This is a genomic window from Nonomuraea sp. NPDC050783 (assembly GCF_040802095.1).
Lineage (GTDB): Bacteria > Actinomycetota > Actinomycetes > Streptosporangiales > Streptosporangiaceae > Nonomuraea.
Window position 1 is genome coordinate 113,455 of record NZ_JBFAHK010000002.1, and the last position, 14,569, is coordinate 128,023.

At 73.5% G+C, this 14,569-nt stretch carries 16 protein-coding genes; 9 read left to right on the plus strand and 7 right to left on the minus strand.

What is annotated here, in order from left to right:
* The first annotated feature begins 27 nt into the window (after nucleotides 1-27).
* Nucleotides 28-750: an SDR family oxidoreductase gene (locus tag AB0H75_RS05465; RefSeq protein ID WP_367790820.1), complete on the plus strand. Its 723-nt coding sequence runs from the start codon at nucleotides 28-30 to the stop codon at nucleotides 748-750.
* A gap of 32 nt (nucleotides 751-782) precedes the next feature.
* Here the strand turns inward: AB0H75_RS05465 and AB0H75_RS05470 are convergent, their stop codons facing one another.
* A complete protein-coding gene (locus AB0H75_RS05470; RefSeq protein ID WP_367790823.1) occupies nucleotides 783-1,475 on the minus strand; it encodes an NIPSNAP family protein in 693 nt (230 codons plus the stop codon).
* A 173-nt stretch (nucleotides 1,476-1,648) separates the two neighbouring features.
* Here AB0H75_RS05470 and AB0H75_RS05475 point away from each other — a divergent pair, with 173 nt between their 5' ends.
* The 3 genes from AB0H75_RS05475 (at nucleotide 1,649) to AB0H75_RS05485 (ending at nucleotide 3,055) form a co-directional block, all read left to right on the plus strand.
* Nucleotides 1,649-1,924: a hypothetical protein gene (locus AB0H75_RS05475; protein ID WP_367790826.1), complete on the plus strand. Its 276-nt coding sequence runs from the start codon at nucleotides 1,649-1,651 to the stop codon at nucleotides 1,922-1,924.
* 15 nt (nucleotides 1,925-1,939) lie between these two features.
* Entirely contained in the window at nucleotides 1,940-2,173 is a 234-nt protein-coding gene (locus AB0H75_RS05480; protein WP_367790828.1) for a hypothetical protein, read from the plus strand.
* A gap of 75 nt (nucleotides 2,174-2,248) precedes the next feature.
* Nucleotides 2,249-3,055, plus strand: a complete 807-nt coding sequence (locus AB0H75_RS05485) for a RimK family alpha-L-glutamate ligase (RefSeq protein WP_367790831.1) — start codon at nucleotides 2,249-2,251, stop codon at nucleotides 3,053-3,055.
* A gap of 14 nt (nucleotides 3,056-3,069) precedes the next feature.
* Here the strand turns inward: AB0H75_RS05485 and AB0H75_RS05490 are convergent, their stop codons facing one another.
* The 5 genes from AB0H75_RS05490 to AB0H75_RS05510 are packed head-to-tail and all read right to left on the minus strand — an operon-like array spanning nucleotide 3,070 to nucleotide 7,677.
* Nucleotides 3,070-3,816: an SDR family oxidoreductase gene (locus AB0H75_RS05490; RefSeq protein ID WP_367790834.1), complete on the minus strand. Its 747-nt coding sequence runs from the start codon at nucleotides 3,814-3,816 to the stop codon at nucleotides 3,070-3,072.
* A 31-nt stretch (nucleotides 3,817-3,847) separates the two neighbouring features.
* The gene (locus tag AB0H75_RS05495; RefSeq protein ID WP_367790836.1) at nucleotides 3,848-5,143 is read right to left on the minus strand and encodes a DUF2252 domain-containing protein; all 1,296 of its coding nucleotides are present in this window, start codon (nucleotides 5,141-5,143) and stop codon (nucleotides 3,848-3,850) included.
* A gap of 43 nt (nucleotides 5,144-5,186) precedes the next feature.
* Nucleotides 5,187-5,960 carry an SDR family oxidoreductase gene (locus AB0H75_RS05500; protein WP_367790839.1) on the minus strand — a complete coding sequence of 258 codons (774 nt, stop codon included), beginning with the start codon at nucleotides 5,958-5,960 and terminating at the stop codon, nucleotides 5,187-5,189.
* A 29-nt stretch (nucleotides 5,961-5,989) separates the two neighbouring features.
* Nucleotides 5,990-7,123, minus strand: a complete 1,134-nt coding sequence (locus AB0H75_RS05505) for an acyl-CoA dehydrogenase family protein (RefSeq protein ID WP_367790842.1) — start codon at nucleotides 7,121-7,123, stop codon at nucleotides 5,990-5,992.
* Nucleotides 7,120-7,677, minus strand: coding sequence for a flavin reductase family protein (locus AB0H75_RS05510; protein ID WP_367790845.1), 558 nt, complete (start codon nucleotides 7,675-7,677; stop codon nucleotides 7,120-7,122). The genes AB0H75_RS05505 and AB0H75_RS05510 overlap by 4 nt, the downstream gene beginning before the upstream one ends.
* 254 nt (nucleotides 7,678-7,931) lie before the next feature.
* Here AB0H75_RS05510 and AB0H75_RS05515 point away from each other — a divergent pair, with 254 nt between their 5' ends.
* The 5 genes from AB0H75_RS05515 (at nucleotide 7,932) to AB0H75_RS05535 (ending at nucleotide 12,715) form a co-directional block, all read left to right on the plus strand.
* Nucleotides 7,932-9,101, plus strand: a complete 1,170-nt coding sequence (locus AB0H75_RS05515; protein WP_367790848.1) for an acetyl-CoA acetyltransferase — start codon at nucleotides 7,932-7,934, stop codon at nucleotides 9,099-9,101.
* The gene (locus tag AB0H75_RS05520; protein ID WP_367790851.1) at nucleotides 9,101-9,496 is read left to right on the plus strand and encodes a Zn-ribbon domain-containing OB-fold protein; all 396 of its coding nucleotides are present in this window, start codon (nucleotides 9,101-9,103) and stop codon (nucleotides 9,494-9,496) included. The genes AB0H75_RS05515 and AB0H75_RS05520 overlap by 1 nt, the downstream gene beginning before the upstream one ends.
* A gap of 916 nt (nucleotides 9,497-10,412) precedes the next feature.
* On the plus strand, nucleotides 10,413-11,135 hold the full coding sequence (locus tag AB0H75_RS05525) for a GntR family transcriptional regulator (protein WP_367792342.1): 723 nt from the start codon (nucleotides 10,413-10,415) through the stop codon (nucleotides 11,133-11,135).
* Nucleotides 11,136-11,333: 198 nt separating this feature from the next.
* Nucleotides 11,334-11,939 carry a GNAT family N-acetyltransferase gene (locus tag AB0H75_RS05530; RefSeq protein WP_367790855.1) on the plus strand — a complete coding sequence of 202 codons (606 nt, stop codon included), beginning with the start codon at nucleotides 11,334-11,336 and terminating at the stop codon, nucleotides 11,937-11,939.
* Nucleotides 11,940-12,034: 95 nt separating this feature from the next.
* Entirely contained in the window at nucleotides 12,035-12,715 is a 681-nt protein-coding gene (locus AB0H75_RS05535) for a copper homeostasis protein CutC (protein ID WP_367790858.1), read from the plus strand.
* A gap of 157 nt (nucleotides 12,716-12,872) precedes the next feature.
* Here the strand turns inward: AB0H75_RS05535 and AB0H75_RS05540 are convergent, their stop codons facing one another.
* Complete coding sequence (locus AB0H75_RS05540) at nucleotides 12,873-14,519, minus strand: pentapeptide repeat-containing protein (protein WP_367790861.1); 1,647 nt, start codon at nucleotides 14,517-14,519, stop codon at nucleotides 12,873-12,875.
* Between the last annotated feature and the right edge of the window lie 50 nt (nucleotides 14,520-14,569).

Genomic DNA, 14,569 nt, shown 5'->3' on the forward strand with positions numbered 1-14,569 from the left:
TAACGCTTGCTTGGTACGGTAGCACCCGTGACCGTCACTTACGACTACACGGGCAGGTCCGTCCTGGTGACCGGCGGCACCAGGGGCCTCGGGCTGGGCGTCGCACGGGCCTTCGCGCGGGCGGGCGCCGAGGTCACCGTGTGCGCCCGGCGCCCGCCCGAGCGGGACGAGTTCCGCTTCGTACCGGCCGACGTGCGCGAGCCGGCCGACGTCGAGCGGCTGGTGGCCGCCTTCGACCGCCTCGACGTCGTGGTCAACAACGCGGGCGGGTCGCCGTACGCGCCGCTGGAGGGCACCTCGCCGCGCCTGCACGCCCGCGTGATCGAGCTGAACCTGACGGCTCCGCTCCTGGTCGCCCAGTACGCCCGCCCCCTGCTGGCGGCGGCCCGGGGCGCGGTCGTGATGGTCGGCAGCGTCAGCGGCACCCGTCCCTCGCCCGGCACCTCCGCCTACGGCGCGGCCAAGGCCGGGCTGCACCACCTGGCCCGCTGCCTGGCCGCGGAATGGGCGCCGGAGGTGCGGGTCAACACGGTGGTGGTGGGCCTGGCCGCGACGGAGTCCGCCGCCGATCACTACGGCGGGGCCGGTGGCGGGCTGGGCGCGGCGATCCCGGCCGGCCGCCCGGCCGGCCCCGAGGACGTGGCGCGGGCGTGCCTGTGGCTGGCCGCCCCGGGCTACGTGACGGGCGCCGAGGTGCGGGTGGACGGCGGCGGCGAGATCCCGCTCTGGCGCGGCCTCGCCCAGGAGTGAGGGGGGCTGGGCCAGGGGGCCCAGGGGCGGGGTCAGCGCATGGCGGAGCGGGCCGTGGGGTGCAGGCGCAGCCGCTGCGGGGCGGCGGTCAGGCGCGGCGCCACCACCGGCAGGTCCACGGCGTCCAGGTCCACGGTGTCCAAGTCCACGGCGTCCGGCTCTCCTTCGCCCGCGGGCCCGTCGAAGCGGGCGAACCACACGAAGACGTTCTCCCCTTCCCGGACGGGCAGCTGCGGGAAGGTGTTCTCGGCGTGCTCGGTGACGAACCGGACGACCGGCGGCACCCCCGCCTCCGCCAGCACCGGAGCGAGCACGCCGTCGAAGAACTCCGGGAAGCCGTCGGCGACGGGGTAGACCGTGGCGACGTACCGGGAGGCCGGCGGCGCGTCCGCCCCGACCGGCGGCCGCGCCCGCAGGGGAGGCTCGGCCAGGGCGCGCAGCAGCAGCACGTCGTCGGAGTCGAGCATCGTCGCGTTGGCCGCCTCCCGGTGCGCCCGCCACACCGGCCCCGAGTAGAAGGTCTCCAGCGCCGCCTTCCTGGCGGCCATGTCGGGAAAGGCCCGCAGCCAGGGGAAGGTGTCGGGCGCGTCGGGATCGCGGAAGGTGCCGGCCACCCGCATGCCGGCCGCCTCCTGCGACTCCACGAACTCCCGCTCGAACAACCCGATCAGGTCCTCCCGCCGTCCGGGGCGCAGGGCGTAACGGCGCAACTCGTAGATCCTCATGCGGGGACGGTAGGACCCGGTCACTGACACCTCATGTCAGCGTCGCCACCGGAAAAATTCCGGATACCTAGTGCTACATATTCGCAACTCTGGGTTATATGCTCACCAGCGAAGAGCAGACGGTGGTGCGCCTGGGGCCCGTGGCGCGCCTCGTCCCGGGTGAAGGAGCACGAATGATCCGAAGAGTGTGCGCCGCCGCGGCATGGGTTGCAGCGGTCGCCGGCGGCGCACTCCTTGCCGTCCCCGCGCACGCCGACGCCTGGCCCGGCGGCTGGCCCTGGTCCGGCACCGCCAGCCGCAACGACGACTCGTCCCAGTCCGGCAACGACTTCGGCGGCGTCTCCTCGGCCAATCTCGGCCGGGGCGCCTCGACGAATGTCAACAACGTCAACGGCATCGCCTCGACCGCCACGAACGGCGGCCTCACGGTGACCTACATCTTCGACTGACCAAAGGACATCCGCATGGTGAAGAAGCTCTGGATGGTCGGCGTCGTCGCGGTGGGAGCCGCCTTCCTCTCGGCTCCCGCCCACGCCGACACGAACGCCGGCAACACCAGCACCAACAGGAGCGCCACCCAGTCCGGCAACAACTTCGGCAACGTCAGCAACGTCAACACCTCCGGCAGGGAGGCGGCCGGCGTCAACAACGTCAACGGCGTCGCCACGACCACCACCACCGACGGCGCGGGCCAGTAACCCGCCGGCACGATCCCCGGATCGCCGCGGGCCAGGCCGGAAAGGGCCTGGCCCGCGGCCTATTAGCATCTTTGGGTGACTATTTGTGCTTATGCCACTTTTGATGGCCAGGAGAACGACGACGAGCGTGACCTGGTCCTCGCGGCCTGGCGCGCGGCCGGCATCGAGGGCCGCGCCGAGCGCTGGGACGACCCCGCCGCCGACTGGAGCGCCTACGACGCGGTCGTCGTCCGCTCGGTCTGGGACTACGTCCCCCGGCGCGCGGAGTTCCTGGCCTGGGCACGCCGGGTCGAGTCGGTCACCCGCCTGCTCAACCCGTTCGCCGTGATCGCGGCCAACACCGACAAGACCTACCTGCGCGATCTGCCGTCGGTGCCCACGCACTGGTCCTCGCGGGGGCTGCCCGACTGGGCGGAGTACGTCGTCAAGCCCGCGGTCTCGGCGGGCGCCCGCGACACCACGCGCACCCGCGACCGCGCCGAGGCCGCCGCCCTGGCCGCCGCGCTGGAGGCCGGCGGGCGCACCCCGATGATCCAGCCGTACCTCGACATGGTGGAGGACGAGGGCGAGACCTCGCTGCTGTACTTCAATCGCCGCCTCAGCCACGCCGTCCGCCGCACCCCGATGCTCGCCACCGGCGCGACGCCCGGCGACAACGACAAGGCACAGGTACGCACGCCCGCCGAGGACCAGGTCGAGCTGGCCGAGCGGGTGCTCGCCACCGTCCCGGGGCCGTTGCTGTACGCCCGGGTGGACCTGGTCCGGCTGCCCGGCGGCGCGCCCGCGGTCATCGAGCTGGAGCTGACCGAGCCCTACCTGTACCTGCGCCACGCGCCGGACGCGCCGGCCGCCTTCGCCAAGGCCCTCACCGAGCTGCTGTGACCGGGCTGCTGTGATCAGGCGGTGATCCCGCCGTCCACGGGGATCACCGTCCCGGTCAGGTACGACCCCGCGCGCGAGGCCAGGAAGATCGCCGTGCCCGCCATGTCGTCGGGCCGGCCGATGCGCCCGAGCGGCACCCCGGTCTCGATGGCCGAGCGGGTGCCCGGGTCGTCGAGGGCGAAGGCCATCATCTTCGACTCGAACGGCCCCGGCGCGATGGCGTTGACCGTGATGTGCTCCTTCGCCAGGTGCGCGGCCAGGTGGCGGGTGAGCATGTGGACGGCGGACTTGGTCGAGGAGTAGGCGTAGGTCGGCATGACCGGCACCCTGATGCCGTCCACCGAGCCCACGTTGATCACCCGCGCCGGGTCGTCCGGCCCGGCCGCCTCGCGCAGGCGCGGCAGGAGGAGCTGGGTCAGCGCGAAGACGCCCTTGACGTTGATGTTCCAGAGCTTGTCGAAGGCGGACTCGGGATACTCCTCCAGGGGCGCGCCCCACGTCGCGCCCGCGTTGTTGACCAGCACGTGCAGCGGCCCGTCCACGGCCGAGGCCAGCGCCTCGCGCCCCTCCGCCGTGGACAGGTCGGCGGGCACGGCCGCGCAACCCAGCTCGGCGGCGGTCTTCTCCAGCTCGGCCGCCTTGCGCGCCGAGATGCAGACGTTCGCGCCCGCCGCGACGAACCCCTGCGCGATCATGCGGCCGATGCCCCGCGAGCCGCCCGTGACGACGACGGTCTTGCCTTCCACCGAGAACAGAGTCATGTTCCGGAGCATGCCATACCGGCCGGTCGGTTCACACTCCGGGCAGGCCGCCGTTGCGGAACAGGTCCACGAACCGCTGATGGTCCCCGCGGGCCTGCGCCCCGTACCGGTGGGCGAAGTCCACCAGCATCGCCGCGAACCCGTCCCGGTCGCCGCCGATCACCGCCACGATCGCCTCCTCCGTCGAGAAGTCGACCAGGTCGTGGCTGGACTCGTCGTCGGCCACCGAGTGCATGCGCGCCACCGCCCGCCCCAGGTCGCACACGATCGAGCGCAGCTCGCCCGGCTCGTTGACGTCGTCCCAGTCCAGGTCCGCCGAGTACGGCGAGACCTCGGCGACGAGTTGCCCGGTCCCGTACAGCGTCGTGTACCCCAGCCACGGATCGGCGTAGGCCTGCAGCGCCCGCTGCGACTCGGCCGTGCGGTGCCCCTGGTGCAGGAAGGAGGAGGCCACCTTCTCGTCGGTGACGTGCCGCGCCACCGCCGGCACCGCCGCCTGCTTCATGTAGAGGATCACGTCGTTCTCCAGCGCCTGCGAGCGCCCCTCCAGCAGCAGGTTGTACGACGGCAGCCCCGCCGACCCGATGCCCACGCCCTTGCGCAGCGCCACGTCCTTGACCACGTGCTCGACCGGGTCGCCCGGGTGGGGCAGCGTCGCCAGGTAATCGGCGAACGCGGCCAGCACCGCCTCCCTGGTCGCCGCGTCCACCGGCTCGCGCCCGTCCATGAGCGCGAAGCGCCGGTCGTAGTCGTCGATCACGGTCTCGACGTCCAGCAGCGCCACCCGGGTGCTGAGCCGCGCGGTCTGCAGCACCCGGTGCAGCACGCCCGTGGTGGTGTCCAGGGTGAGCGAGCCGATCGCGTCGTCCCCGCCGGCCGCGATCGCGGCCAGCTCCTCCAGGTACGCCCCGGCGAAGTCGGACACCAGCCCGCCGATCGCGGCGTCCGACAGCGCCTTGGCGTAGCCGAGCAGCGCCACGCTGGCGGCGAAGCGCTTGAGGTCCCAGACGTACGGGCCCACGTACGCCTCGTCGAAGTCGTTGACGTTGAACACCAGCCGGCCGGAGGCGTTCATGTACGTGCCGAAGTTCTCCGCGTGCAGGTCGCCGTGGATCCAGACGCGGGCGGTGGGCTCGTCGAGGTAGGCGTCGTCGGCGTACGGGCCGGTCAGATCGGCGTAGAACAGGCAGGCGCTGCCGCGGTAGAAGGCGAAGGGCGAGGCCGCCATCTTGCGGAACTTCCGGCGGAAGGCGGCCGGGTCGCGCCGGATCGAGGCGCCGAACTCGGTCATGAGGACGTCGAGCAGAAAAGTGGTGCGTGTGCCCATGTCACGCACGGTAGACGGGGAAATGTCTTCCGGCCACTCCTGATCAGGGGTGTTGCGACGACACCGAGACGACCTCGCCCGTCATGTACGACGAGTAGTCGCTGGCCAGGAAGACGATCACGTTGGCCACCTCCCACGGCTGCGCCGAGCGCCCGAACGCCTCCCTGGCCGCCAGCTCCGCCAGCAGCTCCTCGCTGGTCACCTTCGCCAGGAACGGGTGCACCGCCAGCGACGGCGCCACGGCGTTGACCCGCACCCCGTGCCCGGCGGCCTCCAGCGCGACGCACCTGGTCAGCGCCATCACCCCGGCCTTGGCGGCGGCGTAGTGCGCCTGCCCGCGCTGCGCCCGCCAGCCCGCCACGGAGGCGTTGTTGACGATGACGCCCGAGCCCTGGCCGTACATGTGCCGCAGCGCGGCCCTGGTGCAGCGCATGGTGCCGGTCAGGGTGACGTCGAGGACGGCGTGCCACTGCTCGTCGGTCATGCCGGCCAGCTCCGCCGTGCCGCCGAGCCCGGCGTTGTTGACCACCACGTCGAGCCGGCCGTGCGCCTCCACCACCGCGTCGAACAGCGCCAGCACCTGCGGCTCGGACGTCACGTCGCACGGCACCGCGAGCGGCTTGACGCCGGTCAGCTCGGTCAGCGCCTCTGCGGCGGCGGCCAGGCGGCGCTCGTGCCGGTCGGAGAGGACGACCGCGGCGCCCTCCTCGGCGCAGCGGCGGGCCGTCGCGTAGCCGATGCCCGCGCCGGCGGCGGCCGTCACGAGCGTCACCTTGCCGTCGAGCAGCCCGTGTGCCTCGGGCGGGACCGGGGGCATCGGCTCACTCCCATCAGTGGGTCGGCGGGTCAGCGGGGGAGTCCCAGGGTGCGCTCGGCGATGATCGTGCGCTGGATCTCGCTGGAGCCGGCGTAGATCGTGTCGGCCCGGCTGAACAGGTAGAGCCGCTGCAGCTCGTTCAGCTCGCCCACCAGCCCGGCCCTGCCCTGCACGGCCTGCGCCAACTCGCCCAGCCGCCGGTGCCACTCCGACCAGTACAGCTTGGCGATCGACGCCTCCGGCCCGGGGTCGGGCCGCAGCATGCGCAGCGCGTTGAGCCGCATGATCTCCAGCTCCAGCCACGAGCGCACCAGGCGGTCGCGCAGGACGGGGTCCTCGGCCGCGCCGGTGCGCCGGGCGGTCTCGATGACCTTGGCCAGCTCGCGCCGGAAGCCGATCTGCTGGCCGAGCGTGGACGCGCCGCGCTCGTGGCCCAGCGTGGCCATGGCGACCCGCCAGCCGTCGCCGGGGGCGCCGAGCACGTTGCCGGCCGGGGTGCGCGCGCCGTCGAAGAACACCTGGTTGAACTCGGAGGTCCCGGTGAGCTGCACGATCGGCCGCACCGTGACGCCCGGCTGCGCCATCGGCACCAGCAGGTACGACAGCCCGTGGTGCCGCCGCGAGCCCGGCTCGGTGCGGCACAGCGCGAAGCACCAGTCGGCCACGTGCGCCAGCGACGTCCACACCTTCTGGCCGGTGATCACCCATGCGCCGTCCTCCAGGTGCGCCTCGGTCCGGACGGCGGCCAGGTCGGAGCCGGCCTCGGGCTCGGAGTAGCCCTGGCACCACAGCTCCTCGCCCCGCCGGATCGCGGGCAGGAAGCGCCGCTGCTGCGCCGCGGTGCCGTACTCGATGATCGTGGGGCCGACCAGGCCCTCGCCGATGTGGCCGACCCGGGCGGGGGCGTCGGCCCTGGCGTACTCCTCGTGGAAGGCCACCTGGTCGGGCAGCGGGGCGGCGCGCCCGCCGTGGCGCTCGGGCCAGCCGAGGCAGGTCCAGCCGTGCGCGCCGAGGTGGCGCTCCCAGGCCAGGCGCAGCTCGTGCCCCTCGTGCTCGCGGCCGGGGCCGCCGAGGCCGCGGGCGGCGGCGAACTCGCCGTCCAGGGCGCGCTCCAGCCAGGCCCGCGCCCGCTCCCGGAAGCCGGGGGTCTCCCCAGGGGTCAACGGAAACCGCCGTAGCCGCCCTGGAAGAACAGCAGGGGGCCGCCGTCGGCGTGCGTGTCGAGCTGGAGCACCCGGGCCACCACGATGGTGTGGTCGCCCGCCGGGTGCTCGGCTTCGACGGCGCAGTCGAGCCAGGCCAGCGCGCCCTCCAGGACCGGGTTGCCGCCGGGCGAGCCGGTCCACTCCAGGCCCGCGAACTTGTCGCCGCCCCTGGCCGCCATCTGCGCGCACACCGGCTGCTGGTGCTCGGCCAGGACGTTCACGGTGACGACCTTGGCGCCGCGCACGCGCGGCCAGCTCGTGCTGGTGTGCGCCACGCAGAAGGCGACCAGCGGCGGGTCGAGCGAGACGGAGGTGAAGGAGTTGGCGGCCAGGCCGCAGGGTTTCCCGTCGCTGGGGTCCAGCGCGGTGATGGCCACCACGCCGGTGGCGAAGCGGCCGAGGACCTTGCGGAAGCGGTTGCTGTCGAGGGGGCCGCTGTCGAGGGGGCCGCCGTCGAGGGGGCCGCTGTCGAGGGGGCCGTTCGCGCTCTGGTGGGAAGGGCCCGTCGGCATGGCGGCTCCGTTGGCGGCTCCGGTGCGGCTCCTGCGCTGATGGGGCGCCGGAAGGCCGCGGCAGCTTTCCGGCGTGACGAGCCGGGCAGCGTGTGTGCTCATGGGGTCCGCCTCCTAGTCCACCGGCTGCGCCCTATCTTACCAAGCGCTTGCTTGGACGGTAGGGGCAAGCCGGAAAAGGTGTCAAGTCGCGTGGGCGGACCCGCGCGGGCCCGCGTTGACATGCGGGAAAGATCCGGCCTACGGTGCTTCGTGTGGCCAAGCGCTTGCTTGATTTCCGGGACACGACCGCGATCGCCGGCATCGGGTACACCCCGTTCACCAAGGACTCCGGGGTCAGCACGCTGACGCTGGCCTGCCGCGCGGTGCTGGCAGCCCTGGAGGACGCCGGGCTGGACGCCGCCGACGTGGACGGCCTGGCCACCCACCGCGTCGGCGACTCCGCCCCGCCCACCCTCGTCGCGCCCGCGCTGGGCCTCGGCGACCTGTCCTGGCACCTGGACCAGTTCGGCGGGGGCAGCGTCTCCCACGCCGTCGTCGGCCAGGCCGCGCTGGCGGTGGCGGCCGGGATGGCCGGGACCGTCGTCTGCTACCGGGCGATCAACGCCCGCTCGGAGTTCCGCATGGGCGGCACCGGCCGCGGCGCGCCCCCCGGCGCCGAGGTGCAGTACCAGGCCCCGTACGGGTACCTCGCGCCGCCCCAGCAGTACGCGATGTACGCCCGCGCCCACATGCTGCGCTACGGCACCACGGCCGAGCACTTCGGCGCGCTGGCGGTCACCCAGCGCGCCAACGCCGCCAGGAACCCGCGCGCCCTCATGCGCACCCCGATCACCCTGGACGACTACCTGGCGAGCCGGTGGATCGCGGAGCCGTTCCGGCTGCTGGACTGCTGCCTGGAGACCGACGGGGCCTGCGCCGTGGTGGTGACCACGGCCGAGCGGGCCCGCGCGCTGCGCCGCCCGCCGGTCCTGATCTCCGCGGCGGCCTGGGGCGGCGGCCAGTCCCACCTGTCGGGCGGCGCGGCCGACCCCACGGTGACCGCCGCGGCCGCGCTGGCCCCGCGCCTGTACGCGCAGGCCGGCCTCGGCCCGCGCGACATCGGCGTGGCCGAGATCTACGACTGCTTCACGTACTCGGTGATCGTCCAGCTCGAGGACTACGGGTTCTGCGCCAAGGGGGAGGGCGGCCCGTACGTGGCCTCCGGGGCCACCGCCCTGGACGGCCCGCTGCCGGTCAACACGCACGGCGGCTTCCTGTCGGAGGGTTACGTGCACGGCGTCAACCACATCGCGGAGGCGGTCTCCCAGCTCCGGGGCGAGGCGGGGGACCGCCAGGTGCCGGGGGTGGAGGTCGCCCTGTCCACGGCGCAACCGGGATACATCCTTCCCGCCACCTCCGCGCTGATCCTGAGGAGGGCGTGATGGCGGCCTACCGGCCCGAGCCGGACCGGGACTCGCGCGCGTGGTGGGAGCGGCTGGCCCGGCGGGAGTTCGCGGTGCAGCGGTGCGAGGGCTGCGGCACGGACCGCTTCCCTGCGCGGGCGTTCTGCCCGGCGTGCCGGAGCGAGGCGTGGCGGTGGCGCGTGGTGGAGCCGGAGGGGCACGTCGAGAGCTGGATCGTCAACCACCAGCCGTTCGTGCCCGGGCTGGCGGTGCCGTACGTGGTGGTGATGGTGCGGCTGACGGCGGTGCCCGGGTGCCTGGTCCACGGGAACTGGCGGGGCGGGCGGGAGCCGCGGGCCTGGGAGCGGGCGCGGGGGAGCTACCGGAAGGTGGACGAGGAACTGACCCTGATGGACTGGGAGCCGGCCGGATAGGCGCACCGGATTCGTACCCACCAATCCCATCAGTCCCACCATGCAGAAGGCACACCCGTGCCGGGCCGGGAGGGTCGATGATGTGGCGGTAGGCGTCAACGCGGACGACTCGATCTGGGCGGCGTACGTGAGCGGAACCGGCTCGGCGGCGAGAGCGGCGGCGGCGATGGCGATGGTGGTGACGGCGACGGTGGTGACGGCGAAGCGGTCACCGGTCGCGGTCGTGCCCGCCGCCCGGCCGCGCCCGCGGGCCCGGCCGCCGCCGCGCGGGGCGGCACGCCAGCGGGAGCGGGCATCCTGTCGGAAGGAAGAGCTGCACATGACGGTCCCTTGGAGGAAAGCGCGCCCTGGCGGGCGTGGGGGACCCGCCAGGACGCGCTTCCTGCCCCGTGAGCGGCGGCGCCAGGACTCCGGCGAGGGATGGAGTCCTAGACCGCGTGGTCGCACACGGAGTCGATGGGGGAGCGTGAAGGCTCCGGCCGCCGGCGACGTGCGGCGATGCGTCGAGCTGCACCGACCGGGTCATCAATGGGGTGCGTGACGTGGGCGCCGTCCTCCTTGCGGGAGACAAAGGATCCGCCATCGCACCGCACGGTCAGCTCAGTCAACGCCGATTGCACGGACTCGCCGCGCCGGTCGCTCCGGCAGGTGTGGGTGACCCTCTGGCGCCGCAACACGTAACGCAGTAAACGTGTTGCTTCACCGGGGTCATGCCTGGGCAGGTACGGCTTACCCGCGCTGACCGGCGACACTGGCTTTCACCCCCTCACCGGCCTTTAGATGGATTTGTACCAACGAATGGATGATGGGCCGCTCAAGGGGGTTCGGTCAAGGGGTTGTGGCCTGCTAGAACCAGATCGTCTAAATTGTTGGAACAAAAGGGGTGAAAGTGGCAAGGTCGGTGCTGTATCAGCAGGTGGCTGCGGAATTGCGTCGAGCCATCTACTCCGGTGTCCTCGGCCCCGGATCGCAGCTTCCGACCGAGGCACAACTCATGGAAGACCATGGGGTGAGCAGGAACACCGTCAGGCTGGCCCTCGGGGAGCTCGTCAACGAGGGGCTGGTCACGCGTACGCCGCGACGCGGGACCGTGGTCAGAGACCGGCGTCCGCTGCTCATCTACCCCCAGCGCGAGCTAGAGCCGCAGCCGCGCGGGGAGTTGCGCGAGGCCTTCGCCTACGCCGTGGCGCAGGAAGGCCGCGAGCCGAGCCAGTACATCGAGGTGCTGACCGTGTCTCCCGTCGAGGAGATCGCCAGCAGACTGGAGTTGGCCGATGGGGAGCTGGCCGTGGTGAGGCGACGGCTGCGGTTCGTGGACGGGCAGCCGTACAACACCAACGACTCCTACTTCCCGCGTGACCTGGTGGCCGACTCCGAGATCGCCAGGCCCGGGGACATCGCGAGGGGAGCGAACCGGGTCCTGGAGGAGTTGGGTCATGCGCAGGTGCGCGTCGTGGACGACATCTGGGCCCGCATGCCCAACCAGGAGGAGGCCGAGCGCCTCCAGCTCGAACTCGGCACGCCAGTCATGGTGTATGTCCGAGTCGGGTACGACGGGGCAGACATGCCAGTGCGTGTCGCCGTGTCGGTGTTGCCAGCCGACAAACATTTGGTCAGATACGAGCTCGATCGCCGCTAGGAGCTCGGGTGAAGGGGTGATCCCGCCGGCCGGGTGCAGCGAGAATTAGCCGCCTCGCTGGCCTGGGGGAGTCGTGCATACTCCCCTAAATCGCCTTAAATCCCATATATCGGATTTAGGACCCTTATCACCTTTACGCGACACTGCGCCATCACTGTGCGCATGCGCGTGAACGCTCAAGGCGACAGGAGCTGTCTTATGCACACCAACACGCTGCTTCATCCCCTCGCGCTCCGGCGCGCGGAGCCCGCGGACCTCCCCGGCGTCCTGACGCTGCTCGCCGACACCGCCGAGTGGCTGCACGCGCGGGGAGTGCGGCAGTGGCCCCGGGGCGGCTTCGGGGCCGAGCGGATCAGGCCGCTCATCGAGGACCGGGTGCTGTTCGTGCTCGACGACGAGCTGCGTTACCTGGATCCGGACGAGTCGGCGCCGCCCGTGGCCACCATAGCCCTCGACGGGCACGCCGACCCGGAGTTCTGGACCGCCGACGACGACCCGGGGGCCGCGCTCTACGTCCACAAGCTGGCCGTGGCCCGGCCCTGGTCCGGCAGCGGCCTCGGTGACGCGCTGCTCGACTGGGCCGCGGCCGGCGCCTTCGCCTCGGGCCTGCCCTGGCTGCGCCTGGACTGCGCCAAGGCGAACCCGCGGCTGCAACGGTACTACCGCAACCGCGGCTTCCAGCACCTGCGCACCGTGGACCTCCCGCACCGCTCCAGCGGCGCCCTGTTCCAGCGCCGGTCCGAGGACCTCGTCACGACCGCCTTCCGCGACCTGACCCTCGCCGAGCTGATCACCGCCGCCTGATCCGGCACCGCCCGGCCTCCGTCGCGCGCGGAGGCCGGGCGGCCGGAGGATGGTTTTGGGCGCAACAGGACAGAGCGCCATATAACCTCTCCTCCATGACCGGATCCCTGCTCGAGGTGATCGCGCTCGACGTGCGCGACGCCGTGGCCGCCGAACAGGGCGGAGCCGACCGGCTGGAGGTCGTCGCCGGCATGGCGGCCGACGGGCTGACCCCCTCCCCGGAGACGGTTGCCGCGATCGCGGCCGAGTGCCCCCTGCCGCAGATGGTGATGCTGCGCTCCGAGGCCGCCTTCACCGCCGGGCCCGAGGAGCTCGACCGGCTGGCCCGCGACGCCAAGGCGCTGGCCCAGGCCGGCGCGGCCGGGTTCGTGTTCGGCTTCCTCGACGGCGCGGGAGCGGTCGACCTGGCCGCCACCGAGGCGCTGATCCACGCCGTGTCCCCGCTCCCCTGGACGTTCCACCGCGCCGTGGACCACGCGGCCGACGTCCAGGCGGCCTGGCGCGCGGTGCGGCTGCTGCCCAACCTGGCCACCGTGCTCACCTCGGGCGCCCCCACCGGGGTCGGCGACGGCCTGCCCATGCTGCGGGCCCGGGCGGAGGCGGGCGACGGGTCGATCATCCTGGCCGGCGGCGGCCTGCGGCCCGCCCACGTGCCGGTGCTGCTCGACCACGGCATCCGCGCCTTCCACGTCGGCTCGGCGGTGCGGGCGAGCTGGTCGGACCCGGTGGAGTGGCGGCTGGTCCGCCAGTGGCGAACCCTGGTCGAGCGCGACTGACCCCCGGGACGCCGCCGGGGCCGGCGGGACGGCGCCTGGGGTCGGCGGGACGCCGCCTGGGGTCGGCGGGACGCCGCCTGGGGTCGGCGGGACGCCGCTTGGGCCGGCGGGACGCCGCCGGGGACCGCCCTGGGGCCGCCCCGGGGGCCGGCGGGCGTCAGCCGCCGGAGCGGAGGCGGGCCAGGGACTCGCGGCCCGCCGCCAGCGACGCGCGCACCTCGTCCAGCTCGTCCGTGCTCTCGACCGCGTCGATCCGGTGCCGCGCCCCGTCGTAGGCGTCCAGCACCCGCCGCCAGTCCGCGCTGGCCCGCCGGTCGTCCCCGGGGTCCATCGACTGGTCGAAGGCGTCGATCTCCTCCCCGAGCAGCACGATCGCCTCCTGCGCCATGGCGACCCCGTCGGCCAGGCTCACGGCCGCCCGCGCCGTGGCCTCGGCCCGCCGCCGGCGCGCCGCCCTGGCCGAGCGCACCACCCCGAGCAGCACCAGCGCCGCGAGGAACGCCAGCACACCCCAGAGCACCACCCAGCCGGGCGACAGGTCGCTGCGCGAGCCGGACAGGTCGGCCCCCTTCGCGCTGAGGAAGTCGGCGTCGGTCACGTCCGCGTCCGCGAAGCCGGCCCCGCTCAGCTCCGCGCTGACGAACTCGGCCTCCCGCAGCGTGGCCCGGTCGAAGCGCGCGTCCTGGGCCCGGACGCTGGTGAGCGTGGCCCGGCTCAGGTCCGCGCCCTCAAGACGCGCGTCGCGCAGGTCGCCGCTGGTGAAGGAGGCCCCGGCGAGCCGGGCGTCGCGCAGGTCCGCGCCGCGCAGCTCGCGGAAGGTGGCGCCGCGGGCCGACACGCCGCGCAGCACGGCGCGGTCCAGCCGTACGGAGCCGAGGTCCACGCCGTCCAGCCTGGCTCCCGTCAGGTCGGCGCACCGCAGGTCCCTGGGCAGCTCGGAGACGGACGTCAGGTCCCAGCCGGCGTACTTCTGGCCGCTGCCCGGCGCGCAGCCGTCCGGCATGGCGGGCAGCGAGCGCGGCACCCCCTTCGCGCCCTTGAGGTCGAGGCCGCGCGAGTCGCGCAGCTCGGCCCGGGTGACGTCGGCGCCGGTGAAGGTGGCGCCGGTCGCGTCGGAGCCGTCCATGCGGGTCTCGGCGAGCTTGGCGCCGTCGAAGACCGTTCCGGTCAGGGTGGCCGAGTCGAGCCGGGTGCGGGACAGGTCCGCGTCCTTGAAGACCGTCCTGACGAAGACGCCCTGGTACAGCGCGGCGTCGGCCAGCTTGGCGCCGGTGAGGTCGGCGCCCCGGGCGTCGGCCCCGTAGAGGGGGACGCCGGTCAGGTCCGCGCCGGCCAGGCGGGCGCCGTCGAGCTGGGCGTAGTAGAGCTTGGCGCGGGCCGCGCGGACGCCGGTGAGGTTGGCGCGTTCCAGCCGCGCGTACTGGAGCTCGGCGTCCTCCAGGACGGCGCCGGAGAGGTCGGCGCCCCGGGCGTCGACGTTCGGGAGCCGGGCCTCGCTGAGGTCGGCCCGGCGCAGGTCGGCGCCGTCGAGCCGGGTGTTGTGCAGGCGGGTGCCGCGCAGCGACGCGCCCCGCAGGTCGGCGCGGGTGAGCCGGCTGGTGACCATCAGGCCGTCGAGCCTGGCGCCGCGCAGGTCGGCGCAGGTCAGGTCGGCGGGCAGGCCGCCGGGGAGCGCGGCCTCGGTGAGGTCGCGGCCCTTCAGCTTGGGGCCGCTGCCCGGCTCGCAGGCGGCGGCGGCCGCGGGCGCGGCGGGAAGAACGGGAAGGACGAGCGCGACGAGGCAGGCCACGGCGGCAAGCCGCATGAATGTCTCCTATGGTGCGAAAGGCCCCCCGACCTGAGCGCCAGTGTACG

What these genes read in the sequence shown, in the direction of transcription:
- AB0H75_RS05470 (WP_367790823.1), bottom strand. Translation starts at nt 1,475, where the DNA reads ATGAGGATCTACGAGTTGCGCCGTTACGCCCTGCGCCCCGGACGGCGG.
- AB0H75_RS05475 (WP_367790826.1), top strand. Translation starts at nt 1,649, where the DNA reads ATGATCCGAAGAGTGTGCGCCGCCGCGGCATGGGTTGCAGCGGTCGCC.
- AB0H75_RS05480 (WP_367790828.1), top strand. Translation starts at nt 1,940, where the DNA reads ATGGTGAAGAAGCTCTGGATGGTCGGCGTCGTCGCGGTGGGAGCCGCC.
- AB0H75_RS05490 (WP_367790834.1), bottom strand. Translation starts at nt 3,816, where the DNA reads ATGACTCTGTTCTCGGTGGAAGGCAAGACCGTCGTCGTCACGGGCGGC.
- AB0H75_RS05495 (WP_367790836.1), bottom strand. Translation starts at nt 5,143, where the DNA reads ATGGGCACACGCACCACTTTTCTGCTCGACGTCCTCATGACCGAGTTC.
- AB0H75_RS05500 (WP_367790839.1), bottom strand. Translation starts at nt 5,960, where the DNA reads ATGCCCCCGGTCCCGCCCGAGGCACACGGGCTGCTCGACGGCAAGGTG.
- AB0H75_RS05510 (WP_367790845.1), bottom strand. Translation starts at nt 7,677, where the DNA reads ATGCCGACGGGCCCTTCCCACCAGAGCGCGAACGGCCCCCTCGACAGC.
- AB0H75_RS05520 (WP_367790851.1), top strand. Translation starts at nt 9,101, where the DNA reads ATGGCGGCCTACCGGCCCGAGCCGGACCGGGACTCGCGCGCGTGGTGG.
- AB0H75_RS05530 (WP_367790855.1), top strand. Translation starts at nt 11,334, where the DNA reads ATGCACACCAACACGCTGCTTCATCCCCTCGCGCTCCGGCGCGCGGAG.
- AB0H75_RS05535 (WP_367790858.1), top strand. Translation starts at nt 12,035, where the DNA reads ATGACCGGATCCCTGCTCGAGGTGATCGCGCTCGACGTGCGCGACGCC.
- AB0H75_RS05540 (WP_367790861.1), bottom strand. Translation starts at nt 14,519, where the DNA reads ATGCGGCTTGCCGCCGTGGCCTGCCTCGTCGCGCTCGTCCTTCCCGTT.